This window comes from Phenylobacterium sp., assembly GCF_035569475.1.
In the GTDB taxonomy this organism is placed as follows: domain Bacteria; phylum Pseudomonadota; class Alphaproteobacteria; order Caulobacterales; family Caulobacteraceae; genus Phenylobacterium.
In genome coordinates, this window is record NZ_DATMNA010000009.1 from 1 (window position 1) to 24,747 (window position 24,747).

Annotated in this window: 21 protein-coding genes and 2 tRNA genes; 8 read left to right on the forward strand and 15 right to left on the reverse strand. The window is 70.7% G+C overall.

What is annotated here, in order from left to right; all coding sequences use genetic code 11:
* Positions 1–1,234 (forward strand): TonB-dependent receptor domain-containing protein (locus VNW53_RS01030; RefSeq protein WP_325553005.1); only part of this gene is annotated, 1,234 nt, incomplete at its 5' end.
* A gap of 100 nt (positions 1,235–1,334) precedes the next feature.
* Here VNW53_RS01030 and VNW53_RS01035 read toward each other — a convergent pair.
* On the reverse strand, positions 1,335–2,519 hold the full coding sequence (locus tag VNW53_RS01035; RefSeq protein ID WP_325553006.1) for an aspartyl/asparaginyl beta-hydroxylase domain-containing protein: 1,185 nt from the start codon (positions 2,517–2,519) through the stop codon (positions 1,335–1,337).
* A 134-nt stretch (positions 2,520–2,653) separates the two neighbouring features.
* On the opposite strand from VNW53_RS01035, the gene VNW53_RS01040 reads away from it, so the two are divergent.
* Positions 2,654–3,694 carry an aspartyl protease family protein gene (locus tag VNW53_RS01040; RefSeq protein ID WP_325553007.1) on the forward strand — a complete coding sequence of 347 codons (1,041 nt, stop codon included), beginning with the start codon at positions 2,654–2,656 and terminating at the stop codon, positions 3,692–3,694.
* A 206-nt stretch (positions 3,695–3,900) separates the two neighbouring features.
* Here VNW53_RS01040 and sppA read toward each other — a convergent pair whose 3' ends face one another.
* The 8 genes from sppA to VNW53_RS01080 all read right to left on the reverse strand — a co-directional run bounded on the left by sppA (position 3,901) and on the right by VNW53_RS01080 (position 14,806).
* A complete protein-coding gene (sppA, locus tag VNW53_RS01045) occupies positions 3,901–5,676 on the reverse strand; it encodes a signal peptide peptidase SppA (RefSeq protein WP_325553009.1) in 1,776 nt (591 codons plus the stop codon).
* Positions 5,677–5,853: 177 nt separating this feature from the next.
* Positions 5,854–7,281 (reverse strand): efflux transporter outer membrane subunit, encoded by a 1,428-nt coding sequence (locus VNW53_RS01050; RefSeq protein WP_325553010.1) that lies wholly within the window; start codon positions 7,279–7,281, stop codon positions 5,854–5,856.
* An 8-nt stretch (positions 7,282–7,289) separates the two neighbouring features.
* Positions 7,290–10,499 carry a multidrug efflux RND transporter permease subunit gene (locus VNW53_RS01055; RefSeq protein WP_325553011.1) on the reverse strand — a complete coding sequence of 1,070 codons (3,210 nt, stop codon included), beginning with the start codon at positions 10,497–10,499 and terminating at the stop codon, positions 7,290–7,292.
* An 88-nt stretch (positions 10,500–10,587) separates the two neighbouring features.
* Complete coding sequence (locus VNW53_RS01060) at positions 10,588–11,730, reverse strand: efflux RND transporter periplasmic adaptor subunit (protein ID WP_325553013.1); 1,143 nt, start codon at positions 11,728–11,730, stop codon at positions 10,588–10,590.
* Positions 11,731–11,876: 146 nt separating this feature from the next.
* A complete protein-coding gene (locus VNW53_RS01065) occupies positions 11,877–12,488 on the reverse strand; it encodes a TetR/AcrR family transcriptional regulator (RefSeq protein WP_325553014.1) in 612 nt (203 codons plus the stop codon).
* A 104-nt stretch (positions 12,489–12,592) separates the two neighbouring features.
* Positions 12,593–13,435: an SDR family oxidoreductase gene (locus tag VNW53_RS01070; RefSeq protein ID WP_325553015.1), complete on the reverse strand. Its 843-nt coding sequence runs from the start codon at positions 13,433–13,435 to the stop codon at positions 12,593–12,595.
* A gap of 120 nt (positions 13,436–13,555) precedes the next feature.
* Positions 13,556–14,500 carry a S1C family serine protease gene (locus tag VNW53_RS01075; protein ID WP_325553016.1) on the reverse strand — a complete coding sequence of 315 codons (945 nt, stop codon included), beginning with the start codon at positions 14,498–14,500 and terminating at the stop codon, positions 13,556–13,558.
* A 229-nt stretch (positions 14,501–14,729) separates the two neighbouring features.
* Positions 14,730–14,806: transfer RNA gene (locus VNW53_RS01080), tRNA-Pro, on the reverse strand.
* Positions 14,807–14,952: 146 nt separating this feature from the next.
* Between VNW53_RS01080 and VNW53_RS01085 the strand changes: the two genes are divergently transcribed.
* The 5 genes from VNW53_RS01085 (at position 14,953) to VNW53_RS01105 (ending at position 17,894) form a co-directional block, all read left to right on the forward strand.
* Positions 14,953–15,026 (forward strand) — tRNA-Gln (locus VNW53_RS01085).
* Positions 15,027–15,348: 322 nt separating this feature from the next.
* Entirely contained in the window at positions 15,349–16,197 is an 849-nt protein-coding gene (locus VNW53_RS01090; RefSeq protein WP_325553018.1) for a VacJ family lipoprotein, read from the forward strand.
* A 29-nt stretch (positions 16,198–16,226) separates the two neighbouring features.
* Entirely contained in the window at positions 16,227–16,862 is a 636-nt protein-coding gene (locus VNW53_RS01095; RefSeq protein WP_325553020.1) for a TetR/AcrR family transcriptional regulator, read from the forward strand.
* Between the two features lie 142 nt (positions 16,863–17,004).
* Positions 17,005–17,169 carry a hypothetical protein gene (locus tag VNW53_RS01100; protein WP_325553022.1) on the forward strand — a complete coding sequence of 55 codons (165 nt, stop codon included), beginning with the start codon at positions 17,005–17,007 and terminating at the stop codon, positions 17,167–17,169.
* On the forward strand, positions 17,169–17,894 hold the full coding sequence (locus VNW53_RS01105; protein ID WP_325553024.1) for a response regulator transcription factor: 726 nt from the start codon (positions 17,169–17,171) through the stop codon (positions 17,892–17,894). Before VNW53_RS01100 ends, VNW53_RS01105 begins: the two co-directional genes overlap by 1 nt.
* Before the next feature lie 84 nt (positions 17,895–17,978).
* Here VNW53_RS01105 and VNW53_RS01110 read toward each other — a convergent pair whose 3' ends face one another.
* From VNW53_RS01110 to VNW53_RS01125, 4 genes are read right to left on the reverse strand one after another with little or no spacing between them, the layout of a single operon-like run.
* Complete coding sequence (locus VNW53_RS01110) at positions 17,979–19,133, reverse strand: SCO family protein (RefSeq protein ID WP_325553025.1); 1,155 nt, start codon at positions 19,131–19,133, stop codon at positions 17,979–17,981.
* Positions 19,130–19,879 (reverse strand): hypothetical protein, encoded by a 750-nt coding sequence (locus tag VNW53_RS01115; protein ID WP_325553027.1) that lies wholly within the window; start codon positions 19,877–19,879, stop codon positions 19,130–19,132. The genes VNW53_RS01110 and VNW53_RS01115 overlap by 4 nt, the downstream gene beginning before the upstream one ends.
* Before the next feature lie 27 nt (positions 19,880–19,906).
* On the reverse strand, positions 19,907–21,154 hold the full coding sequence (locus VNW53_RS01120; protein ID WP_325553029.1) for a tyrosinase family protein: 1,248 nt from the start codon (positions 21,152–21,154) through the stop codon (positions 19,907–19,909).
* A complete protein-coding gene (locus VNW53_RS01125) occupies positions 21,151–21,573 on the reverse strand; it encodes a hypothetical protein (RefSeq protein WP_325553031.1) in 423 nt (140 codons plus the stop codon). Before VNW53_RS01125 ends, VNW53_RS01120 begins: the two co-directional genes overlap by 4 nt.
* A 191-nt stretch (positions 21,574–21,764) precedes the next feature.
* On the opposite strand from VNW53_RS01125, the gene VNW53_RS01130 reads away from it, so the two are divergent.
* Positions 21,765–21,980, forward strand: coding sequence for a hypothetical protein (locus VNW53_RS01130; RefSeq protein ID WP_325553033.1), 216 nt, complete (start codon positions 21,765–21,767; stop codon positions 21,978–21,980).
* A 15-nt stretch (positions 21,981–21,995) separates the two neighbouring features.
* Here the strand turns inward: VNW53_RS01130 and VNW53_RS01135 are convergent, their stop codons facing one another.
* Both VNW53_RS01135 and VNW53_RS01140 read right to left on the reverse strand, forming a co-directional pair.
* Positions 21,996–22,541 carry a GNAT family N-acetyltransferase gene (locus VNW53_RS01135; protein ID WP_325553035.1) on the reverse strand — a complete coding sequence of 182 codons (546 nt, stop codon included), beginning with the start codon at positions 22,539–22,541 and terminating at the stop codon, positions 21,996–21,998.
* The gene (locus VNW53_RS01140) at positions 22,538–24,655 is read right to left on the reverse strand and encodes a S9 family peptidase (RefSeq protein ID WP_325553036.1); all 2,118 of its coding nucleotides are present in this window, start codon (positions 24,653–24,655) and stop codon (positions 22,538–22,540) included. Before VNW53_RS01140 ends, VNW53_RS01135 begins: the two co-directional genes overlap by 4 nt.
* Positions 24,656–24,747: the final 92 nt, after the last annotated feature.

Genomic DNA, 24,747 nt, shown 5'->3' on the forward strand with positions numbered 1-24,747 from the left:
CGTCTACGAACTGTTCGGCGAAGCCCGCGTGCCGCTGATCAACGACATGCCCTTCGCCAAGGACGTCTCGCTGGAGCTGGGCTACCGCTTCTCGGACTATTCCTCGGTCGGCAACACCAACACCTACAAGGTGGCCGGCGACTGGGAAGTGATCGACGGCCTGCGCTTCCGCGCCGGCTACAACCGCGCCGTCCGCGCCCCGAACATCAACGAGCTCTACGCCCCGCAGAACGTCGTGCTCGACGGCAACGTCGACCCCTGCGCCGGCCTGAAGGCGGGCAACCCGCTGGTCGCCACCTGCGCCAACATCTTCCACCTGACCACCGCCCAGGTGCTGGCCATCGAGCCCAACCCGGCCAACCAGTACAACGGCCAGACCGGCGGCAACCCGAACCTGAAGCCGGAGGTCAGCGACACCTACACCGCGGGCGTCGTGTTCCAGCCGAAGTTCGTGCCGGGCCTGAACGTCTCGTTCGACTACTTCAACATCAAGGTCGACCAGTTCATCGCCGGCCTGGGGTCCAACCTGATCATCAACCAGTGCGTCGCCACTGCGAACCCGACCTTCTGCAACCTGGTGCACCGCGACGCGAACGGCTCGCTGTTCCTGTCGAACCAGGGCTTCGTGCAGGACACCACGCTCAACACCGGCTCGCTGCAGACCACCGGCGTCGACGTGAACGTCTCCTACCGCACCGACCTGGCGAGCCTGGGCCTCGGCGACAACGGCTCGATCTCGGCCACCATGGTCGGCACCTGGCTGGACACCCTGATCACCCAGCCCCTGCCGGGCGGCGCCTCCTACGACTGTAAGGGGCTCTACGGACTGACCTGCGGCGTGCCGGCTCCGGCCTGGCGCCACAAGGCTTCGCTGACCTGGAACACCCCGTACTCGTACGGCGACTGGTTCAAGAGCCTGAGCTTCCGGGCCCAGTGGCGCTACTTCGCCAAGGTGACGCTCGACGCCTACAACGCCAATCCGCAGCTCAACAACCCCGGCAACCAGTTCGCGAACGAGCAGTCGCTCGCCGCCCAGAACTACATCGACCTGTCGGCGAACTTCACGGTGCACAACAACCTGAACTTCCGGGTCGGCGTGAACAACGTGTTCGACAAGGACCCGCCGCTGACCGGCACCAACTGCGCCGCGACCTTCTGCAACGGGAACACCTTCCCGCAGGTCTACGACTCGCTCGGCCGCTACATGTACGTGGGCCTGACCGCCGACTTCTAAGTCGAAGGTCACGCGTCAAAAGAGATCGGGCGGCGGAGCGATCCGCCGCCCTTTTTCTTTGACCGGGCGCGATGCGCTCAAGCTGAACGCCGATCCGGCCTCAGGGGAGGGTGGCGTCCGCCCCGTAGGTGTCGACGGCCTGCAGCACGGAGGAGACGAAGTCGCATTCGGCGGGCGACAGCTCCGGGCGCCAGACGTCGAAGATCATCACCACGCGCAGTTGGTCGGGGTTCCGGTTCCAGGCCTCGTGCTCGATGCTGTCGTCGAAGACGCAGGCCCGGCCCTCGGTCCAGGCGCGGGTCTCAGACCCCACCCGCATGGCGCAGCCCTCCGGCACGATCAGCGGCAGGTGGCAGATGTAGCGGGCGTTCATGAAGCCATGGTGCGGGGCGATGTGCATGCCCGGCCGCAGCAGCGAGAACAGGATCGAGGGCGTCCGCCCGGGAATGCGGCAGAGCGGCGCCTCGGCGAGCGCGGCCATGGCGGCGGGGCAGCGGGCGACGTTCTCGGCCACCGGTGCGCCGGCCTTCCACAGGTAGAAGGCGCTCCAGTCGGGGTTCCCGATCATGCCGTTGTCGTTGAAGCTCGGCCGGTTCGGCTCGGCCTCGACATAGGGCGAAAACGCCCCGTCCTCCTGCAACACCCGCAGCAGCTCGGCGCGGATATCGCCGGTGGCCGCCTCGACCCGGTCCAGCCAGGGGAAGGCTTCGCGGTCGGCGTATTCGATGTTGGGCAGCTCCGGGAAATAGAAGTGCCGCGGCTGCTGCAGGTAGATCTCCGACTTGCCGAGCAGGAGGTCGAGCGAGCGGCGCATGCGGCGGCCCTGCGGCTGGTCAAGGGCGTGGGGCGCCAGCTTGTGGCGCAACTGCTCCTCATAGGCGGCGGCGAACCGGGCGATCATCGCCCGGGCCCGCTTCGCCTCGGCCTGCCAGGCGGGGTCGCCGCCGGTCTCGGCCAGCCTGGCGAAGGCGAGGTAGTAGGAATCCGCCGCCCGCGCGTCGCCGGCCGCGGCGTGGTGGTCGGCCATCATGATCAGCGCGCGCATCTCGCGCGGGTCGAGCCGCAGCGCGGCCTCCAGCGCCTCCCGCTCGCCCGCCAGGTCGCCCGAGCCGCGCCGGGCGAGCGCGATGCCCACCCACACCGCGGGCGTCGCCTGACCCGCCGCGACGATGGCCTGGAAGTGGCCCTCGGCCTCGGCGCCGCGGCCTTCGCGCAGGGCCCGCGCGGCCTCGTTCCAGGCGGCCTGCAGGTCGGCGGCCACGTCGGTGTTCGGGGGTTGGGGCATGGCCGATTGATGCCAAGCCCGGCGGGCAGGGGCAAGGCGGGATCGGGCCGCCGGCCTCGGGACGCCCCGCGTTCGTCGCAACCGGCTTCCGCTTTGCGCGCCCTGCGCGCAAGCTCGCTGCAAAGGGAGTCGGAATGTCAGGGCAAGGATGGTCCAGGCGCGGCCTCGCCGCCGCGCTCGCGCCCGCGTTGCTGGGCGCCTGCGCCTCGCCCGCCGCGCGGCGGCTGATCTCGATCAACCTCACCGACACCGGACCGGTGGCGCAGCCGGCCCCGCCGGACGGCGTCGCGACGCTGGAGACCGCCTTCGACAAGGCCAAGCGGATGACCGTGCCGGTGATGCTGAACGGCCTTGGGCCCTTCGGCTTCGTGGTCGACACCGGCGCCAACCGCACCGTGGTCTCCACCGAGGCGGCGGCGGCCTGCGGCCTGCCGGGCGCGGGGCAGGCCGAGGTGCACGGCATCGCCGGCGCGGAGCCCGCCGGCCTGGCGGCGGTGCGCCGGCTGGCCGTGGGCGCGGTCACCTCCCGGGACCTCACCCTGCCGATGCTAGGGCGCGAGCGGCTGGGGGCCGACGGCCTGCTGGGCGTGGACATCCTGCGCGGCCGGCGGATGTCGCTGCAGTTCGCCGAGAACCGCTTCGAGATCGCCCCCTCGGGCCAGGGCGTGGAGGTGGGCGAGGGGCGCAATTCGCGGATCCCGGCCTACAACGCCCCGATCCCGGTGAGCGCCGCCTACCGCAACGGCCAGCTCGTGATCCTCGACGCCCAGGTGGGCAATGTGAGGGTCTCGGCCTTCATCGATTCCGGGGCGCAGGTGACGGTGGGCAACCGCGTGCTGCGCGACGCGGTGGTGCATAGCCACCCGGAGTTCGGGGTGCGGCTCGCGCCGGTGCCGCTGATCAGCGCCACTGGCCAGACGGCCATGGGGGAATTCGCGCCCCTGCCGGTGCTGCGGCTGGGCGGGATGCAGATCTACGAGGTGCTGGGCGTCTTCGCCGACCTGCACATCTTCGACCTGTGGAAGCTCAACGATCAGCCGGCGATCCTGATCGGCATCGACGTGCTGCGCCATTTCCACGAGGTGGCGCTCGATTTCGGCCGCAAGGTCGTCGTCTTCACTCCGGCCCTGCCCGGCGAGCGGACGCCCAAGGCCGCGCTCCAGGGGCGGCTTTAGGTCCAGCCTGGAAAAGGGTTGCGGCGCTTGTCCTGTGAGGCCTGCACAGCAGGCGCCTTTGTCTTGAACCGCCAAGAACACCAAGAACGCCAAGAGGCGTTGGCATTGGGAGCGCCGCGTTTCCGCGCCCACGAGGGCCTTGGCGATCTTGATGGTCAAACGACTGAGCCTCCGCTGGTGCGGAGTCTCAAGCGGTGGCGTCGACCCTAGTGAACCCGCGTGGGCGCGAGCACCATGGCGCCCTGGCTGCGCAGGCGGGCCTGGGCGAGTTCGTCCATGACCTGTTGGGCGCGGGGATCGCCGAACACCCAGGCCGCCGCCGCCAGGGTGCGCGCCGAGGTCGCCGAGACGCCCAGCATCTTCTGCACCGCCTCGAAGGGCGAGTTGGAGGGCGACATGCGCTTCAGGCGCGCCTCGCCGGAGATGCCGGCCAGGGTCTTGGCTTTGTCCACCGCGTCGTAGAAGCCGCCGACCTGGTCGACCAGGCCCAGGTCCTTGGCCTGGGCGCCGGTCCAGACGTGGCCCTTGGCGATCTGGCGCACGCGGTCGGGCGAGAGCTTGCGGCCGATGGCCACCCGCTGGACGAAGTTGTCGTAGATGCGGTCCATCCACCTGGAGAAGGCCGCCCGCTCCGCCGGGCTGAACTCGCGGCCGAGGCCGAAGGCGCCGGCGTAGGACGAGCCCACGCCCAACTGGCGCACGTCGACGCCGAACTTGGCCAGCGCCGGGCCCAGCGCGAACTTGCCGCCGAACACCCCGATCGAGCCGGTGAGCGTGGACGGCTCGGCGACGATGGCCGAGGCCTCCGAGGAGATCCAGTAGCCGCCGGAAGCGCCATAGGTCCCCATGGAGACCACGACCGGCTTGCCGGCGGCCTTGGCCGCGCGGATCGAGGCCAGGATTTCTTCGGAGGCGGTGTCGGAGCCGCCGGGCGAATTGAGCCGCAGGACAATGGCTTTCACGTCCTTGGCCTTGATGGCGTCGTAGAAGGCCTGGGAGAGGTCGTCGGCATAGATGCTGGAGCCGCCGCGGAACGGATTGCCGCCCTGGTCCTTGCCGTCGACGATGTCGCCCTCGGCCTCGATGACCGCCACGGCGGGGCCGATTCCGCGCTCGCGCGGCGGGCGGCCGTGGGCGTAGTCCTCGAAGTCGACCATCTGGGCGCCCTCGCCGGCCCGCTTGATCAGCGCCTGCTGCGCCTCGTGCACCTGGCCGACATGGTCGATCAGGTGCAGGCCGACGGCGTCCTCGGCCAGGTAGGGGCCGGCCTCCAGCGAAGTCTTGAGCACCGCAGGGTCGAGCTTGCGGTCGCCGGCCGCGGCGGCGATGTCGGTGGCGTAGATCGAGCCCAGCCAGCTCAGCTCCGCCTCCCGGTGGGCCGGGGTGTAGTCGTCGTAGAGGTAGCCGTTGACGGCGTTCTTGTACTCGTAGCGCTGCTCGTAGTCGGGCTTGACGCCGTACTTGTCGAACAGCCGCTTGAAGAACAGATCCTCGTTGGCCAGGCCGGTGACCTGGAACGAGGCGCCGGGCTGCATCCAGAGTTCGTCGGCGGCGGCGCCGATCATGTAGCTGGCGGTGACGAAGCCCGACGGATAGAGCCCCTGGCTGTGGGCGATCACCGGCTTGCCGGAGGCGCGGAAGTGCTTGAGGCCCAGGCGCAGTTCGTCGGCGAGGCCGGGCTCGACCCCGCCCTCCGGCAGGCGCACCAGCACCGCCTTGATGCGGTCGTCGGTCTCGGCGCGCCGCAAGCCTTCGAGGATCGACATGGCCGAGTGGCCGCGGCGGGCGAAGCTGGCCAGGGTGTTCTGCGGCGACTGGTCGGTGAGCGGGTCGCGCAGGTCGAGCTCCAGCACCGCCTTGGACGGGGTCGGCGCCGGGCCAGCGGCTGCGGCGGCCATGGAGATCAGTACGAAGGGCACGCCGATCAGGAAGATCAGCAGGCCCGCGAAGACTCCGGCCGCGGTGATCAGGAACTGCTTCATCTGAGGTTCGCACGCGCCATCTGGGACAGAGACTGCCTAAGTCCTGGGTCCGCGTCTCGCATACTATTTCGGCGGCGGGAAGCGCGGCCGCGCGGCGAGGGGTTCCCGGCGCTCCGGCGGGGGGCCGCGGAGCGCCGGGACGGCTCCGGAGGGGGGAAGGCTCCGGGGCCGATGGGATCAGGCGTGCGGCGTTCGGGTCCCCTCGGCGACGTCACCGCCGAGGGCCTTGTAGATCGACACCACGTCGACGTTGGCGGCGGTCTGGGCCTGGGCCAGGTCGTCCTCGGCGCTCAGCCGGGTGCGCTCGGCGTCCAGCACGCGCAGGAAGTCGATGCGGCCCTCCCGGTAGCGGATGTGCGCCAGGTCGGCGGCGCGGCGCGAGGCCTCCACCTGCTGCGTGAGGCTCACCACCTGCACCTGCCGCTCGCGATAGGCCACCAGGGCGTTCTGCAGGTCCTCGATGGCGCGCAGGACCGTCTGGTCGTATTGCGCCAGGCTCTCGTCGCCGCGGGCCTGCTGGGCCCGCAGGCGGGCGTGGGCGCCGCCGATGTCGAGGCCGGGCCAAGTGATCGTGGGGCTGACCGCCCAGGCGCGGCTGCCGCCCTTGAACAGGCTGGAGAGGTCGCCGGAGAGGAAGCCCACGAAGCCGGTGACGCTGACCCGCGGGAAGAGGTCGGCGGTGGCGACGCCGGTGCGCGCGGTCTCGGCGGCGAGGCGGCGCTCGGCGGCCTGGACATCCGGGCGGCGGCGCAGGAAGTCCGTGGCGTCGCCGATCGGGATGGCGGTCGGGGCGGCCGTCTGGGCAGGCGCGGCCGGGGGCGCGGCGAGCTCGGCGTCGAGCGCGCCGGGCCGCTGGCCGACCAGCACGGCCAGCCGGTGGGCGGCCTGGGCCTCGGCGGTGCGGAGCGCGGGGATGACCGCCTCGGTGGCGTTCAGCCGGGCGCGCGCGCTTTCCACGTCCACCGGGTCGCCGGGACCGATCTGATAGCGCACCTCGGTGAGGCGCAGGGTGTCGCGCTGGGTGCGGGCGTTCTCCTCGGCCACGGCGCGGCGGGTCTGGGCTCCGCGCAGCTCGAGGTAGTTCCGGGCCACCTCGGCGGCGACGGTGACCTGGGCGAAGCCGAGGTCCGCGCGGGCGGCCTCCGCGTCGGCGCGGGCGGACTCCACCTGGTGGCGGACCCGGCCGAAGAGGTCGATCTCCCAGGCGGCGTCGAAGCCGATGTCCACCTGCTTGATGTCGACGCGGCGGGTGCTGAACCCGGGCGCCTGTTCCTTGCTGCGGACCAGGGTGGCGTCGGTGGTGACGCGCGGGGCGAAGTCCAGCTCGGCGTCGCGGAACAGGGCGCGGGCCTCGCGCACCCGGTCCACCGCGATGCGGACGTCGAGATTGGAGGCGAGCGCCCGGTCGACCAGGATGTCCAGCTCCGGGTCGCCGAACGCCCGCCACCAGCCGGCCGGCGCGGGTTGCGCCGCGGCGGTGAGGTGTGGGTCGAGGGTGGTGAGCGCCACCGGCGCGGGGCTGGGCGCGTGGTAGCGGGGCCCGACGGCGCAGGCCGCCAGGACCAGGGCCGACGCCGAGAGGGCAAGGGTTCGAAGCAGGCTCATGGTTCGGCTCAGACTTTCGATGTCGACGCGGCTGGAACGGGATCGGCCGGGATCGCCTGGCGCGCCCTGCGGGCCTTGCCCCAGTCGCCGCGGGCCCCGGTCAGGCGGCGGACGGTCCAGTAGAAAACGGGCGTGAAGGCCAGGCCGAACAGGGTGACGCCGAGCATGCCGGAGAAGACCGCGACGCCCATGGCGCGGCGCATCTCCGAGCCGGCGCCGGTCGCCACCGCCAGGGGGAAGACCCCCATGATGAAGGCGAGCGAGGTCATCAGGATCGGGCGCAGGCGCAGGCGGCAGGCGTCGAGGATCGCCTGTATCAGGCTCTCGCCTTCGTGCTCCCGCTCGCGGGCGAACTCGACGATCAGGATGGCGTTCTTGCAGGCCAGCCCCACCAGCACGATCAGCCCGATCTGGGTGAAGACGTTGTTGTCGCCGTGGGTCAGCCAGACGCCGGTCAGCGCGCAGAGCAGGCACATGGGCACGATCAGGATGACCACCAGCGGCAGGCTCCAGCTCTCGTACTGGGCGACCAGCACCAGGAAGGCCAGGAGCACGCAGATCGGGAAGACTAGGACCGCGGTGTTGCCCGCCAGGATCTGCTGGTAGGTCAGCTCGGTCCATTCGAAGCCCATGCCGGCGGGCAGCTCGCGCGCGGCGATGGTCTCCAGCGCCTTCTGGGCCTCGCCGGTCGAGTGGCCGGCCGAGGGGGCGCCGCTGATCTCCGCGGTGAGCAGGCCGTTGTAGTGCGCGGTCCGCTCCGGCCCGGTGGTCTCATGGGTGGTGACGAAGGCGCCGAGCGGGATCATCTGGCCAGCGCCGTTGCGGGTCTGCAGCCGCAGCAGGTCCTCCGGTTGGAGCCGGAAGCGCTGGTCAGCCTGGACGGTCACCGGATAGGTGCGGCCGAACCGGTTGAAGTCGTTGACGTAGAGCGAGCCCAGATAGACCTGCATGGTCTCGAAGAGGTCGGTCAGGGACACGCCCTGGGCGCGGGCCTTCTCGCGGTCCACGTCGGCGCGGATCTTGGGCACCCCGATCTGGTAGCCGGAGAAGACGCCGGTGAGCGCCGGGTCCTTGGCGGCCGCCGCGACGATCCGCTGGGTCGCCTGGTAGAGGGCGTCGGAGCCCAGGCCCGCGCGGTCCTCGATCTGCATGCGGAACCCGCCGATGGTGCCGAGGCCCTGGATAGGCGGCGGCGGAAAGACGGCGATGGTCGCGTCGGGGATGGCGGCGAACTTCTGGTTCAGGTCCGCGGCCAGCGCCTCGACCGACTGGCCCTTACCCTTGCGCTTGTCGAAGCCGTCCATCGGCATGAAGAGCGCGCCGGCGTTCGGGCTGTTGACGACGCCGTTCACCGACAGGCCGGGGAAGCCCACGGCGTGGGTGATGCCCGGTGTCTTCAGCGCGATGGCGCTCATCTTGCGGATCACCGCGTCGCTGCGGTCGATGGTGGCCGCGTCGGGGAGCTGGGCGATGCCGATCAGGTAGAGCTTGTCCTGCTGCGGCACGAAGCCGCCGGGGGTCTTGGCGAAGGAGAAGACCGTCAGGCCGATCAGCAGGCCGTAGAGCACCAACGCGATGGAGCTGCGGCCCACCAGCCGGCTGACGCCGCCGACGTAGGAGTGCGACAGGGCCGAGAAGGCCCGGTTGAACGGCTTGAACAGCCAGCCGAAGGTGCGGTCGATGAGTTGTTCGAGGCGGTCCTTCGGGGCGTCGTGCGCGCGCAGCAGCACCGCGGCCAGGGCCGGCGACAGGGTCAGCGAATTGAAGGCCGAGATCACCGTGGAGATGGCGATGGTCAGCGCGAACTGCCGATAGAACTGGCCGGTCAGGCCGGTGATGAAGGCGGTCGGCACGAAGACCGCGCACAGCACGAGCGCGGTGGAGACGATCGGCCCGGTGACCTCGCGCATGGCCTTGCGGGTGGCCTCGACGGGGCTGAGGCCGAGCGCGATGTTCCGCTCGACGTTCTCGACCACCACGATGGCGTCGTCGACGACGATGCCGATGGCCAGCACCAGGCCGAACAGGGTCAGGGCGTTGAGGCCGAAGCCCAGGGCCAGCAGCACCGCCAGCGTCCCCACCAGGCTGACCGGCACGGCCGCCAGCGGGATGATCGAGGCGCGCCACTTCTGCAGGAAGAGGATCACCACCAGGACGACGAGGATCAGGGCCTCGAAGAGGGTGTGCACCACCGCGTTGATGGACTCATGCACGAAGCCGGTGGTGTCGTAGACGATGTGATAGTGGACCCCTTGCGGGAAGTCCTTGGCGAGGCTGTCCATCGTCGCCTTGACGCCGTCCGCCATCTTCAGGGCGTTGGTGCCGGGGCGCTGGAAGATCGGCAGCGCCATGGCCGGCTTGTTGTCCAACAGGGCGCGCAGCGCATAGCTGTCGGAGCCCAGCTCGATGCGGGCCACGTCGCGCAGGTGGCTGATCTCGCCGTTGGGCCCGGCGCGGATGATGATCTCGCCGAACTGCTGCTCGGTCTCCAGGCGGCCCTGGGTGTTCACCGAGATCTGAAAGCCGGCCTGGCCGGGGGCCGGCGGGGCGCCCACCTGGCCGGCGGCCACCTGGACGTTCTGTTCGCGCAGCGCGGCCACCACGTCGCCTGGCGTCATGCCGCGCGAGGCGAGCTTTTCGGGGTCGAGCCAGATGCGCATGGAGTACGGCCCCTGGCCGAACATCTGCACGTCGCCCACGCCGTAGCCGCGGGTCAGCGCGTCCTTGATGTGGAGCTGGGCGTAGCTGGCCAGGTAGCTGGTGTCGTAGCGGCCGTCGTCGGAGGTGAGGTTCACGACCTCGACAAGGGTCGGCGAGGCCTTGGTGGTGGTGACGCCCACCCGCTGCACTTCCTGCGGCAGCTTGGAGAGCACCTGGGCGACACGGTTCTGGACGAGGGTCTGGTCCTTGTCGGGGTCGGTGCCGAGCGCGAAGGTCACGGTCAGCGTCATGGCGCCGTCCGGCGTCGACTGGGACGACTGGTAGAGCATCCCCTCGACGCCGTTGATCGACTGCTCCAGGGGCGCGGCCACCGTGTCGGCGATGACGCTGGTTTCGGCGCCGGCGAAGCTGGTGCGCACCACGACCGTCGGCGGCACCACCTCGGGGTACTCGCCGATCGGCAGTATCGGCAGCGCGATCAGGCCGGCCACGAAGATGATGATCGAAAGCACGACGGCGAAGCGCGGGCGGCTGACGAAGAAGTCGGAAAAGGTCATGGCAAGGCGCCGATCAGGGTGAGTTGAAGGCTCCGGACGCGCCCTGGTCAGGCGCGTCCGGTCCAAAGGGGCCGTGGTGGCTGGGCGATCAGCCGGTCGGCTGCAGGGCCGCCAGCTCGGCGGTGTTCATGGGCGCGGCGACCAACTGCGGGGTGACCACGTCGCCGGGTTTCACCTTCTGCAGGCCGCTGGTGACGATCTTCTCGCCCGGCTGCAGGCCCGCCAGGATGACGCGATACTCGCCCACCGCGCGACCCAGGGTCACCGGGCGGTACTGCACGTGGTTGCCGGCGCCCAGCACCAGGACGTAGCGCTTGCCGAGGTCGGTGCCGAGCGCCTGCTCGGGGGCCAGGGCCACGGACTGGGCCTCGCGGCTGACCAGCCGGACGCGCGCGAACAGGCCCGGGGTGAAGGCGCCGTCAGCGTTGTCGAACACCGCCCGGCCGCTGATCGTGCCGGAGTGGGCGTCGACGGCGTTGTCGAGGAAATGCAGCTTGCCCTGGTGGGGGAAGCCCGGCTCGGTCATCAGGCCCATGTAGACCGGGCCGCCGCCGCCGCGCTGGGCCTTGGCGTACTTCAGGTAGGTTTGCTCGTCGGTGTTGAAGGACGCATAGATCGGGCCGTCCGAGACCACGGTGGTCAGGAGGTCGGCAGGCGTCACCAGGTTGCCGCGGGTGATCAGCGCCTTGGAGACCCGGCCGTCGATCGGCGAGACCACGCGGGTGAAGCTGAGGTTGAGCTGGGCGGTGCGCAGGGCCGCCTCGGCGGCGCCGAGGTCGGCCTTGGCCGAGCGGGCGTCGGAGGTCAGGCGTTCGGCCTCCTCCTTGGCGATCGCCGACTGGGCGAGCAGGCGCTGGCCGCGGTCAGCGTCGGCGGCGGCGAGCTGGGACTTGGCGCGGGCCCGCTCGGTCTCGGAGTCGAGCCGGTCGACCTCCGCCACGAACGGGCGCGGGTCGATCTGGAAGAGGAGCTGGCCCTTGTGGACCCGCGCGCCGTCGTCGAAGGCCACCGCGGTGATCTCGCCGGCCACCCGCGGACGCAGGGCGACGCTGTCGATCGCCTCCAGCCGGCCGGTGAAATCGTCCCATTGGGGCAGGGTGCGGAAGGCGACCGCCGCGACGTTGACTGCGGGCGGCGGCGGAGCCGGCGCTGCGGTCTGGGCGGCCGCGCCGCAGCCGGCGAGGATCAGGGCGGCAAGGGACACCGCGCTCTTGGAAAGCAGATTGGGCATGGGGACGCTCCACAACGGAGGGGCGTCCCGGTCCGGCCGCCCCTATATTCGTACCGTTCAGTAGGGAATATGGGGTCGTGTTGCAGTGCGTCAAGACCATTCCATACCTTTCGGTACAGAAAAACTTCAGGGGCTGATGGCAGGCCTTAACGCCCGGGCCAGAGCTCCAGGGTCGTGTCGACGATCCGGCGCAGCTCTTCCGGCGATGCGCCATTCCCCGCCTGGATACACAGGCCCTGGCCGACCGCGGTCAGGTAGCGGACCAGGCCTTCGGGATCGATGTGCTCGGGGAAATCGCCCTCGGCCTTGGCCTGTTCGAAGCGCCGCAACAGGGCCGCGTGGGAGGAGGCCTGGCGCGCCAGCACCTCGGCCTTGATGGATTGCGCTTCGCTCCCGCAGGCCACCGAGCTGATGACCCCAAGGCAGCCCTTCGGATCGGAGCCGTTGAGCTGGAGGTCGAGCGCGCCGCCCAGCATCCGCTCGGCGACGCCGCGCGCCGTGGGCGCCTCGAGCGCGGCGCCGACATAGGCCAGCTTGTCGTGCTCGTAGAGGTCCAGCGCCTTGCGGAACAGCGCCTCCTTGTTGCCGAAGGCGGCGTAGAGGCTGGGCCGGGTGACGCCCATGGCCTCGGTCAGGTCGGTGAGGGAGGTTCCCTCGTAACCCTTGGTCCAGAACACGCGCAGGGCCGCGGCGAGGGCGTCGTCGACGCAGAACTCGCGGGGGCGCCCACGTGGAGCCGGGAGGACATTGGTTTCCATACTGATCGATATGTAAGTCGGCGCCGGGGCTTCGTCCAGTGCCGCGCGGCGTCAGGCTCTCGGCCGCCCGAGACGCGACCGCGGCGATGTAGGTCCAGCCAGTCCTAAGCGCGCGGCTTCGCGGCCAGGTCGCCCTGGGCTTCGACCGAAACGTCGTTCCATTTCTCCCAGGCCTCGATCCGCCGGGCATACTCGGCGCGCGTCATGGGAAGGCCCACGGTTCCGAAGAAGATGCGCAGCGGCGGATCCTCGGCGTCGACCACCTTCAGGATCGCCGGACCGCTCGCGTCCGGGTCGCCGGGCGTGGCGGCGGCCCGGGCGGCGGCCCGGACGGCGCGGACATCGTCATAGGCCGCGATGGGCGTGGCCCGCTTGGCGGAGGGCCCGCTCCAGTCGGTGGCGTACCCGGCCGGCTCGACGATGGTGACCTTGACGCCCAGGGGCGCGACCTCGGCCGCCAGGGACTGGCTGAACCCCTCCAGGGCCCACTTGGAAGCGTGGTAAAGGCCGATGGTCGGGAAGGCGTTGACCCCGCCGATCGACGAGACCTGGATGATGTGGCCAGAGCCCTGGGCGCGCATCTGCGGCAGGACGCCTTGCGTGACCCAGAGCGCGCCGAAGAAGTTGGTCTCCATCTGGGCGCGGGCCTCGGCCTCGCTGACCTCCTCGACGGCCCCGAACAGGCCGTAGCCGGCGTTGTTGACCGCCACGTCGATCCGTCCGAACCGCGCGATCGTCTCCGCGATCGCCGCGTCGACGGCGGCCTTGTCATCGACGTCGAGCGTAAGCGCCAGGACCTGGTCGCCGTAGCGGTCGACAAGCGGCTTAAGCGTACCCACGTCGCGGGCCGTCGCCGCGACCCGGTCGCCCCGCGCCAGCGCCGCTTCCGCCCAGATGCGGCCGAAGCCCTTGGACGTTCCGGTGATGAACCAGACCTTGCTCGTCATCTATCTGTCCCTCTTGGGTCGGCAAGTCCTGGGCGCGGCGCTCGACGCCTGTCGGAACGCCGCTCGCGCCCAACCGCCCTGAGATGGGTGCGGCCGATGACAATGCCAGGGCGGCGGCGTTCAGGAGTCGAGCGTGGGGACAAGGTCGAAGCTCAGGATGTGCGCCCCGCGCATGACCCGCACCGGGATCGCCTGGCCGGCCAGCTCGGCGGTCAGCCGGCGGTGCAGGTCGTCCACCGACAGCACCGGGGCGTCCGCGAAGTCCAGGATCACGTCCCCGGCCGCAAGCCCGGCGCGCGCCGCGGGGCCGTCGGCCTGCACCTCGTTGACCATCACCGCCGAGCCTTCGCGGCGCAGGCGCGCGGCAAGACGGGCGTCCAGCATGGTGGTCTGGCCGCCCAACCCGATTCGCGTTCGGCGCACCTTGCCGTCGCGCATGATGCGGGTCGTGACGTCGACGGCGGTGTCGGCGCCGATGGCGAAGCAGAGGCCCTGGGCGCCGCCGATGATGGCGGTGTTGATGCCGATCACGCGCCCGCGCCCGTCGGCGAGCGCGCCGCCGGAGTTCCCGGGGTTCAGCGGCGCGTCGGTCTGCACCACGCTTTCGATCAGCCGCCCGTTCGGCGAGCGCAGGGTGCGGCCGAGCGCGCTGACGATGCCGGCGGTGACGGTCGCCTGGAAGCCCAGGGGGTTGCCGATGGCGATGGCCAACTGGCCGACCCTCAGCCGCGACGACGAGCCGAAGTTCGCGTGCGGCAGGCCGCTGGCCTCCAGTCGCAGGACGGCCAGGTCCGTGGCCGGGTCGTCGCCGACCAGCCGCGCGGGCAGGCTGCGGCCGTCGGTCAGCGAAGCGGTCAGCTCCGCGGCGCCGGCCACCACGTGGCTGTTGGTGATCAGGTAGCCGTCCGGGGCGAAGATCACCCCGGAGCCCGTCCCGCCGCGGCCGGAGGGTTGGCGCGCGGCAATGTGGACCACGGCGGGTCCGACGGTCTCGAAGGCGTGGACGACCTGGGCGGAATAGGGATCGAGCGGCTCGTCCGGCCGCTCGGCGGTGTCGTAGGCCATGGGCGCGCAAATGGGGGTTCCGGGCCACGCCGCAAGGGGCCCGAAGGCGTGAGCCCGACGCGCCATCCGGCCGCCGTCCGCCCGCTCAGGTTCGGCCTCAAGGCTGGCCTTAGGCTGTAGACAAGTCCTGCCGGAGAGCCGCCAACCGTCGCCGATCCGGCGCTAACCGGCGGAACTTCCGCATCTATCCGGTGGGGAAAGATCCTCGCCGCCCTGGCGGCGGGAAAAATGGTCGGAGTGGCAGGATTTGAACCTGCGACCCCCGCGTCCCGAACGCGGTGCTCTACCAGACTGAGCCACACTCCGATTTGGAGGGCGCCTTATAGAGGAGGGGTTGGAGCCCCGCAAGGCGGCGCAGGAGCCGCTTTGCACGGGCGTGCGAGGCGTTGCATCGCAGGGGCTCCTGCGCTATCTCACCGCCTCCGCGAGGGGACCCCTCCGGCCATTCCTGCTGGGGAATGGTGTAATGGTAACACTGCGGTTTTTGGTACCGTCATTCTAGGTTCGAGTCCTAGTTCCCCAGCCAACTTCATTTCTGGACGACATGGGGGCCTGGACTCCGACGCAGGTCGTGCGGCCTGCCGTGGGATGCGCCCGCGCGTCGGCTCGTCCCGCATCATCAGGATCGAACGCGATCCTGGACGCATCGGAATCTTGGGAAGGCGAGGCGGTTGAAGAACCGCGGCCTCGCAGATCGCCGCCTTTGCAGCGGGGTCCGGACGAGCGACGGCGAATTGCGACGGGAAAACGGCGGATCCGAAGGCGTGTAACCCTTCGCGTTACCCGAACGTCGAAGTTCGGCCCGGGAGCTCGGCTGTCATGCGCGGGCAACTTCCTCAGAGGCCTTGATGTCCGTCGATCTCGACCATCCGATCCGCCCGCGCGCAGCCGCCCAAGGGCGAGGATCAGGCCTTGCCGGGCGCACCAGCCGGGCGGGTCCGCTCGTCGCCGGAGCGCTTATCGCCCTGCTGGCGCAGGACGCGGCGCGGGCCGCGGACATGGCGCCGCCGCCGGTCAACGATCCGGCCGAAAGGTTCAATCGCGGCGTCTTCGCCGTGAACGCCGGCGTCGATCACGCGATGATCCGCCCCGTCGCGCGGACGTGGCGCGCATCGGTCCCGGATGTGGTCCGTGGCGGCATCCACAATTTCGGTGAAAACCTGAAGGGGCCCGGGATCGCCGCCAACGATGTCCTGCAGGGCAACTTCCGCCGCGCCGGCGTGACCTCGGCCCGGTTCCTCGTGAATTCCACGGTCGGCGTCGGCGGCTTCGTGGAAGTCGGCGAGCGCATGGGCATGAAGCATCACAGCGCCGATCTGGGTCAGACCTTCGGGCGGTGGGGCATGCCCACCGGCCCGACGATCCAGGTGCCCTTGCTCGGCTCGTCCAACGCGCGGGACGTAACGGGCGGAATCCTCGGGAGCCTCCTGGATCCCCTCACCTATGTCACGGCGGGTTCCGCCGTGGCTTTGAAAGCCGGGGTCAGCGTCACCGGCCTTATCAACGGTCGGTCCGAGGCCCTTCCGATTACCGATCGCCTGGAGCGCACCTCGCCGGACCTCTACGCGGCGCAGCGGGACCTGCTGGCCGCACGCCGCGCCCGCGCGGTGCGCGAGGCCATCGCGGGAGAGGCGTCCTTGCCTGGCGACGAGGATCGCCAGGACCTCGTCGTCTCCCCGGATCCGGGAGGGGCCTAGCGGGCGGACAGGCCTCGGCGGCCACCCCGATGCCGGCGACCGGCGGGCGCGGCTCCGATCACCGCAGCGCCGGCTCGCTCAGGGGCCGCGCGCTGGACGCCGCCATGCGCCTGGTGGAAGCCGAGGGCGCGGAGCGGATCAGCCTGCGCATCCTGGCGGACGCGCTCAACACGGGTCCCGCCAGCCTGTACTACCACTTCGAGAGCAAGGACGATCTGCTCGCCGAGGTCTCGGCGGAAGGGTTCCGGCGCTTGGAGCGAGGCTTCCTCGCGGCGCGCAAGCGTAGGCGGCCGCGCCCGCTGGTCTACGCCTATGGCTCCATCTATCTCGGATTCCTGCGCCGCTATCCGGCGCTCTACCGCCTGATGTTCGACGAGCGCTTTCTCGGCACGCACCCCAAAGCCCGCGCCGCCGAGCAGGAGACGTTCAACACCTTCGCCGCCGCCCTTTCCCAGCAGTCGGACGACGGCGTCGGCCTGGCGTTCGCCTTATGGGCGCTTGGGCGCGGCACCGCGGCGCTCTGCATCGCCGCCGGCGAGCCGAACCAGCAGGAGGCCCGCCGTGTCGCACGCCACGTGGCGACCGGCCTCGAGGCGGTTTTGGGTCATTCGGTTCGGCGAATAGCCCGGCCGCGCCGATGCGACAGGGCGAACCTTTCCGACTGAAGATTGACGTTGCGGAATGCTGTTCCACGACGGCGAGTGGCCGTGGGGCGGGCGCACCAAAAGGCATGGCGGGAACCTTGGGCCGCGTTCGTCCGGAAGGGCGGGGCGGCGAGGCCTTCCGCCCCGCACCCGGAGACCGCATTTGCCCAAGCCTTCCGACAACACCTCGATGGCCACCGTCGTGCTGTTGGTGTTGCTCTCCGCGCTGATCGTGATCCTGCTGCTGGCGCTGACGGCGCCGACGAAGCCGCGGCCGTCCCACAGCCTCCATTTCGCAACCGCCCGGCCGGCCGTCGAGGTCGGGTGATGCTCGATCGCACCGACGACGCGGCCGCGGCGACCATCCTCATCGTCGACGACGACCCTGCGGTGGGCGCCGCCATCGCGGACTATCTGAGCGATGAAGGCTACCGGGTCGCCTGCGCCAAGGACGGAGCGGAAATGGATCGGTCCCTGGATTCGGCGCAGGTCGATCTCATCCTCCTCGACGTGAACCTGCCCGGCGAAGACGGTCTCTCCATCTGCCGCCGCATCGTCGACGAGCGCGGGCCGCCCATCATCATGCTCAGCGCCGCGGGGGACGAGGTCGACCGGGTGCTCGGTTTGGAGCTCGGCGCCGACGACTATCTGGTCAAGCCCTTCAGCTCGCGCGAGCTGCTGGCGCGCGTTCGCGCCGTGCTTCGCCGGCGGGCCCATTACAACGCCTTGACGCCCGCGCTGAGCTACCGGTTCGGCGGGTTCACCCTGGATGTTCCACGCCGCGCCATCCTGGGGCCGAACGGCGTGACGATCTTGCTGAGCGCCGGCGAGGTCGCCCTGGTGTCGCGTTTCGCCGCGGCGCCCCGAAAGGTCCTGAGCCGCGGCAGCCTCACCGAGGGCGTGTCGGGCGCTGATGGTGAAATATTCGGCCGCGCGCTCGATGTGCAGATCAGCCGGCTGCGCCGCAAGCTCGGCGCCAATGGCCTGGCGCAGATGATCCGCACGGTCCGCGGCCTCGGCTATGTCTTCGAGGCGACGGTGACCCGCGCGTGACGGGGCGTCTTGTCCAAGATTGGGTGGGCCCGGCGGGCAAATTCGCTGTCGAACGAATGCCTGGTCCGGCGGCTCAGTCGCTGGTCAGGACCGGCCGGCGCTCGCGGGCGCCTGCGCAAGCTCCCGAAGGCGGGCGGCGAGTTCGACCACGTCCCATTCGGATCGGACGATGTGGTCGCGGACGACGAGGTCGCCGTCGAGGATCACGGTGTCGAGGCGATGGGCGTTGACCGTGGCCGGGCCGAACCCGACACCCAGTTCGAAGGCTTGCCGCAGAGGCTCGAACGCCCCGGCGGTGCGCAGCAGCTTGGTGCGCGGGTCGAATGAAAACCCGCGCGGCTCGCCGAAGGCCCGCAACCGGGCCGGGGCATCGTAGTCGGGGTCGTAGGTGACGCCGGCGATATTGACCGCCAGGCCTGGATCGAGCGCCGCGATCTCGCGCCTCAACGCACCGAGGCGCGAGATGGTCAGCGAGCATTTCGCCGGGTTCATGCAGCGGGTGTAGAAGAACCCGATCAGGCTGGGCGCGCCGGCGAAGGTCTCGCCGAAGGCGCAGGCGGCCCCGTCCTGGTCCTGAAGCTGAAGGCCCGCCAGCGCCGCCACCGATCTTCGCGGCATATCCGGCTTCGCCGAAGGGCCGGCGGCTTGGCGGCAACACGGCGGCGGGGCCGCCTCGGGGATCTGCGCCAGGGCCCTGGCTGCGGCGGCCGCCACCGGCCCGCCCAGGGTGGGCCAGGCCGCGAGGCCTTCGATGGCCGACCGTTGCGCGCTCGCCCGAACTCCCAGGCCGGCGAGGGTCGTGAGGACTTCGGAGGCCGCGGTGGCTGCGCAGCAGGGCGAGGGCTCGGCAAAGCGCCCGACCGCCACGATATCGTCGCGGGGCAGGATCCGGGCGAGGGCTTCGACCAGCAGCTCCGCGGCGTCCGGCAGATCGAACGGGCGAAGGGCGACGGCGGCCGCGGCGACGGCGCGCGGATCGCGGCTGTAGGTGAGGTCCTCGCGGATGAACGGCAGGATCCCGGGCGGCGGCCGTTCGCCGAATCCGCCCAGCACATGGGCCCGCAGCCGTACGGCGTCATTGGCGGACAGGCCGGCGAAGAGCGGGTCCTGTTCCGCCAGCAGCTCCGGCCAGACGCCGTCTTCCGGGTCCTGGCCGCGCAGGTCGTCGATCCAGGCCGCGCGCGCCGCGGCCGTCGCCGTGACCGGCGGCCGGGCCGCGAGGTCACGGGCCCGGATCATGCCAGGGCGCCGAGGCCGGTGATCCGCAAGCCGTTGCGCGCGACCTCGCGGATGTCGTCGTAGTCGCCGTCATCGTCGGCGATCGCCTGGGCGGCGCTTACAAAGGCCGTGGGGTTGAGCGCCTGAAGGGCCACGGCGCCGGCCTGGCGGACCGCGCGGAACTCGGACTTGTCGTTCATGATGCCGGCCACGAGATCCTCGGCCGTGGGATCGGTGGCGAGCACGCCCAATGCCGCCTCCCGCGCGTCGGTGTCCGAGGACCCGGAGAGCACGTCGCGCGCCGCGGAGACGGCCGCCCCATGGTCGTCGGCGGACAGCATCTGGAGGGCGGCCGCAGGGGCCACAAGGGCCGTGGCCGGGTTGCGCAGCCCCTCCAGCAGGCGTTCCTGCACGAAGGGATCGTTCTCCTGGGACAGGTGCTGCAGCGCGTCGTAGCGCAGCTCCGACCCGGGCTCGACGGCGAGCTGCCGCAAAACCTGGCGAAACCGCGCCTCGTAGGGGGCGAAGGCGTCGGGTTGGAAGCCGGCGGCCTTCAGGCTGATCAAGGCCGCGCGGCGATCGTCGTCGGAACGGGTCGCGTCGGCCAGCACGCCCAGAAGCGCATCGAGGCTGTCCGCGGCCGCCGTGCCCGGCGCCAGGGTCGCCGCCGCGACCTCGTGCGGCGCCCGCGCCGGGCCCTTCGCCGCGGCGTCGCGGGACTGCTGCAGCTCGGCCTCGTAGCGGCGCCGGTAGTCTTCCACGCTCATGCTGCGCTCCTGTGATCGCGGGCCGTCTCAGCGTTCGAAGGGGACATCGTCGTAGTCGAAGCCCAGGGCGTCGCCGCCGTTGATCCCCTGGTAGTCTATCATCGATCGGACGGTCGGGGCGGTTCCGGGCAGGGGGGTCAGGACCGAGGCCGCCATGCCTCCGCCCGGCGGCGGGAAGGTCGGCCGCGGCGGGGTGGTCGATCCGTTCCACGGCCACATGGTGTCGTTGAGGCGGTGGCCGATCCGCGGCGAAGGCGAGAACGTGGCTGCGACGGTGGGGTCGCGCCGCTTGTAGAACCACTGCCACTTGGCCCAGAGGCGGTCGACGTTGGCGTGCAGGAGGAAGAACAAGGGATCCCTGGCGGCGGTGGGAATCTTGCTGATCGGTCCCGTGAAACTCACGTGCGCCATGCCGTGCGGAGCGCTCTCCATGCCTCGGAACGCGGCGTACTGATCGGAAAGCGCGAGCGTATCGTGCTCGGAGATCACCCACGGCCCGCCCTGGAAAACGGTCGGGGGCGCCTGCTGAATGTCGTACCAGGGGCGGCGCGGAATCCCGGTGACGTTGTCGGTCTTCCAAAAGAGCAGCGGATGGTTCGGCGGGAACTGGACGAAATCGCCGGCGCTCTGCGAGGCCGGCGGCATGCCCAGGAACTCGGGCGCGAAGAGCGCCGGCGCGGGGACATCGAAGCGCCAGTAGGGCAGGGCGACGCTGGAATCGACCGCCTGCAGGTCGCGCTCCAGGTCCAGCAAGTAGGATCGATGCCAGGGCGGGAAGGCCGCGCCCCCGTGCGCCTCGCTTATCGAGGCCTGGACGTGCATCTCGCGGAACGCCTTGAAGGGGCCCTTGCCGGCGTCGTTCAGCTTGCCCATCGCCACCAGGAACCGGTCGCGCTCCGCATCGGAGAGCTTTATGGCGTCCTTGCGGATCCGCACCATCAGGTCGCAGGTGGCGAGCGGCGCCGGATCGCCGGCCGACATCGAGATCACCGCATCGCCGTAGTCGAGGCTCGGATGCCCGAAGGTCCCGGAGACCCAGAAATCGACCGGCGATCCGTCGGCGGGCAGGTCCACCTGCAGATGGTCGACGCCTGGGACGGCGGGCCCTGCGTAAAAGGTGACGAGCCCGCCGCCGGCGGCGCCGGCGTTACTGAGCGTCACGCGCACAGGAGCCGCGGCCGGGGCCAGCAGTCGCGCGCTCGCCTTGACGGGCGTCCATGTCAGGAAGACTCGGCCTTGGCCGTCGGTCGTCGAAATCTCGATCTCAGCGCTCATGGATGCCCTGCCTGTCTCAAGGGGCCGGAAGCGCCGACCGGCGACGCATGGCGGCGCGTCCACACGGCCAGGGCTTCGTCGACCAGGATTTCGCCCACGATCATGCCCGCCAGCATCTCCAGAAGGCAGCCGAGGCCGCCCACGGCTGGACCGGACGCCGCGACGAGGCACGCGATCTCCATGCCCGCCAGCATCCCGCAAAGACACAGCGTCGAGGCCGCGATGCGCCGGGGCGCGTCCGGCGGCGTCCGTCGCGCCGCGGCGACCGCACCCGCCGCCAGCAGCCATCCGGCCAGCATTCCGCCGATCAGCGGACCATGGCCGCCCCAAAGGCCCGCGACATTGGCCGGCCCGGGCGCGGCGCACAGCGGCCCGAGCGCCGCGTCGGGACCGCCGACCCAGGCCCAGGCCGCAGCCATGCCCAGGGCCGCCCCGGCGCTGTCCAGTCGCCGGACCGCCCGGGCGGATATCCGTTGAAGAACCGGGCCTCGTGCGATCTCGGTCACCGCATCCCCCATTGACGCAGGTTTGAGCAAACCTTGTTCTTCGACCTCGATACTGTCAACCAGAGGTAATCGGAAAATTCTCCCACACCTTCTGAGGGCATTCGGTGGAGGCCGACTGGCTGGGCCTCGCGGCCGCGCCGAGCTTCGCAGTCATGGCGCGGCCGACGGCCGGCCTCGGCGGCGGGCAGGCGGCGATGATCTGCGCGCCCGCCCCGGGGGCGTCGTCGCTGGGCGGGATGATCCCGATGTACCTGCTGATGAGCGCCTTCCATTCGGCGCCCTGGCTGAAGCTGATCGCCAGCCGACGTCGCAGGGCCTGAGGCCGGCCGGACCTCCTAGTGACCGGTCAGGGTCACGCCGCCGCCGTCGGGGGCCAGGGTGTCGCCGCCGTTCAGCGGCTTCTGCATGTGGACGATGTCGACCCAGCGGCCGTGCTTGAAGCCGACGCTGCGGCCGACCCCGGTCTGCTCGAAGCCGAGGGATCGGTGCAGGCCGATGGAGCCCGCGTTTTCGCTGTCGCCGATCACCGCCATCAGTTGGCGGATGCCGAGAGCCTCGCAGGCGGCGATGACAGCGGCGAGAACCGCGCGCCCGACGCCTTTGCCCTTGGCGTCGGGCGAGACATAGACGCTGTCCTCCAGGGTGTAGCGGTAGGCGGCGCGGGGTCGAAACGGGCCGGCGTAGGCGAAGCCCAGCACCTGTCCGTCCTCTTCGGCCACCAGGTAGGGCAGGCCCTGGGCCTGCACGGCGCGGCGACGGGCGTCCATGTCGGCGGCCGTCGGGGGCTCCTCCTCGAAGGTGCCGAAGCCGTGCAGCACGGCGTCGCCGTAGATGGCGGCCAAGGCCTGGGCGTCGGCCTCGGTGGCGTCGCGGACGATCATGCCTTTTCCCAGCCCTTCTCCAGCGCCCAGACGGCGAAGGCGTAGTCGAGGGCGATCTCCTTGAGGAAGTCGAACCGGCCGGACGCGCCGCCGTGGCCGGCCTCCATGTTGATCTTGAGCAGCATCGGCGCGTCGCCCGCCGAGAATTCACGCAGCTTGGCGATCCACTTCTCCGGTTCCCAGTAGGTGACGCGCGGATCGGAGAGGCCGCCGGTGGCCAGGACCGGCGGATAGGCCTTGGCGGAGACCTGGTCGTAGGGGCTGTAGGCGGCGATGCGGTCGTAGGCCTCGGCGTCCTCCAGCGGGTTGCCCCACTCGGGCCACTCCGGCGGGGTGAGCGGCAGGGTGGTGTCGCTCATGGTGTTGAGCACGTCGACGAAGGGCACGGCGGCGACGATCGCGCCCCAGAGTTCGGGCCGCAGGTTGGCGATGGCTCCCATCAGCATCCCGCCGGCCGAGCCGCCGTAGGCCGCGATCCGGCCTTTCGCGGCGTAGCCGGCCCCGATCAGGTGTTCGGCGCTGGCGATGAAGTCGGTGAAGCTGTTCGGCTTCTTTTCCTTGCGCCCGTCCAGGAACCAGCCCCAGCCCTTGTCGGAGCCGCCGCGGACGTGGGCGGTGGCCCAGATCCAGCCGCGGTCCACCAGGCTGAGATTGCGGATCGAGAAGCTGGGCTCCATGGCGATGCCGTAGGCGCCGTAGCCGTAGAGCAGCAGGGGTGCGGAGCCGTCGCGGGGCGTGTCCTTCAGCATCAGGACGGTGATCGGGACCTGCTCGCCGTCGGGGGCCGGTGCATAGAGGCGGCGCGCCACATAGCGGGCGGGATCGTGGCCCGAGGGAATCTCCTGGGTCTTGCGCAGGGTCCGTTCGCGGGTGGCGAGGTCGTAGTCGTAGGTCTGCCGCGGCGTGGTCGGCGACTGGTAGACGAAGCGGGTCGTGGTGGTGTCGTACTCGTAGCCGTCTTCCAGGTGCAGGGCGTAGGCCTCTTCCTCGAAGGCGATCTCGTGCTCGGCGGCGCCTTGCGCGCCGGTCCCCTGCGCGGCGTCTGGGCGGGTGGTGACCACCAGCCGGTCCAGGGCGTCCACCCGCTCGGCGCGGACCAGGTGGCCCGCGTAGGCGGCGAAGCCGGTGATGTAGCGGCCGCGCTGGTGGGCGATCCAGTCGCGCCAGGAGGCCCTGGCGGGGATCGCCGCGTCGCTGGTCGCCAGCTTGAAGTCGATGGCCCCGTCGGCGTTGGTGTGGATCACCCAGCGGTCGGTCCAGTGGTCGGGGGTGTATTTCACGCCCACCTGCCGTGGCTCGACGACCACCGGCGCGGCGGTCGAATCGGCGGCGGGGATGATCCAGGACTCGGTGGTCTCCTGGTTGCCGACTCCGATGACGATGTGGCTGTCGTCGGAGGTGACGCCCAACCCCAGGAACATGCCGTCGTCGGCTTCCTCGTAGACCAGGACGTCGGGGCCGCCGCGGGCCGGGCGGCGGAAGACCTTGGCGGGCCGGGCGTTCTCGTCGCGCCAGATCCAGAACAGCCACCGGCTGTCCGGCGAGAAGACCAGCGACCCATAGGCGCTCTCGGCAGGCGTCCCGAGGGTCTCGCCGGTGGCCAGGTCCATGACCCGGATCGTGTAGTACTCCGAGCCCTGCTCGTCGGCGGCCCAGGCGTAGAGGGCGTGGTCGGGGCTGTGCGCGGCGGCGCCCACCTGGAAGAAGGGCTTGCCCTTGGAGAGCGCCTCCTCGTCCAGCAGCACCTGCTCGCCGTCGGCCTGGCCCCGCGGGCGGCGCGCGTGGACCGGATGCTGGGCGCCCAGTTCGTAGCGGACGTAGTAGTCCCACGGGCCGTCGGGCGAGGGGACGGAGGAGTCGTCCTCCTTGATGCGCCCCTTCATCTCCGCGAACATCTGGGCCTGCAGGGCCTCGGTGGGGGCCAGCAGGGCCTTCACGTAGGCGTTCTCGGCGTCCAGGTGCTCGCGCACGTCGGCGCGCAGGGCCTTGGGGTCGCGCAGCACCTGCTGCCAGTTGTCGTCCTTCATCCAGGCGTAGTCGTCGACGCGGACGCGGCCGAGCTGTTCGATGCGCTTGGGGATTTTGCGGGCGACAGGCGGCGCGGGCTGGCTCATGGGCGCTAGATGCCCCGGCCGGCGCCCGCCCTCAAGCCATGGGCGCCTCGAATCCCGCATAGCAACCGCGCGTCGTTTGGGCGCGGGCAGTG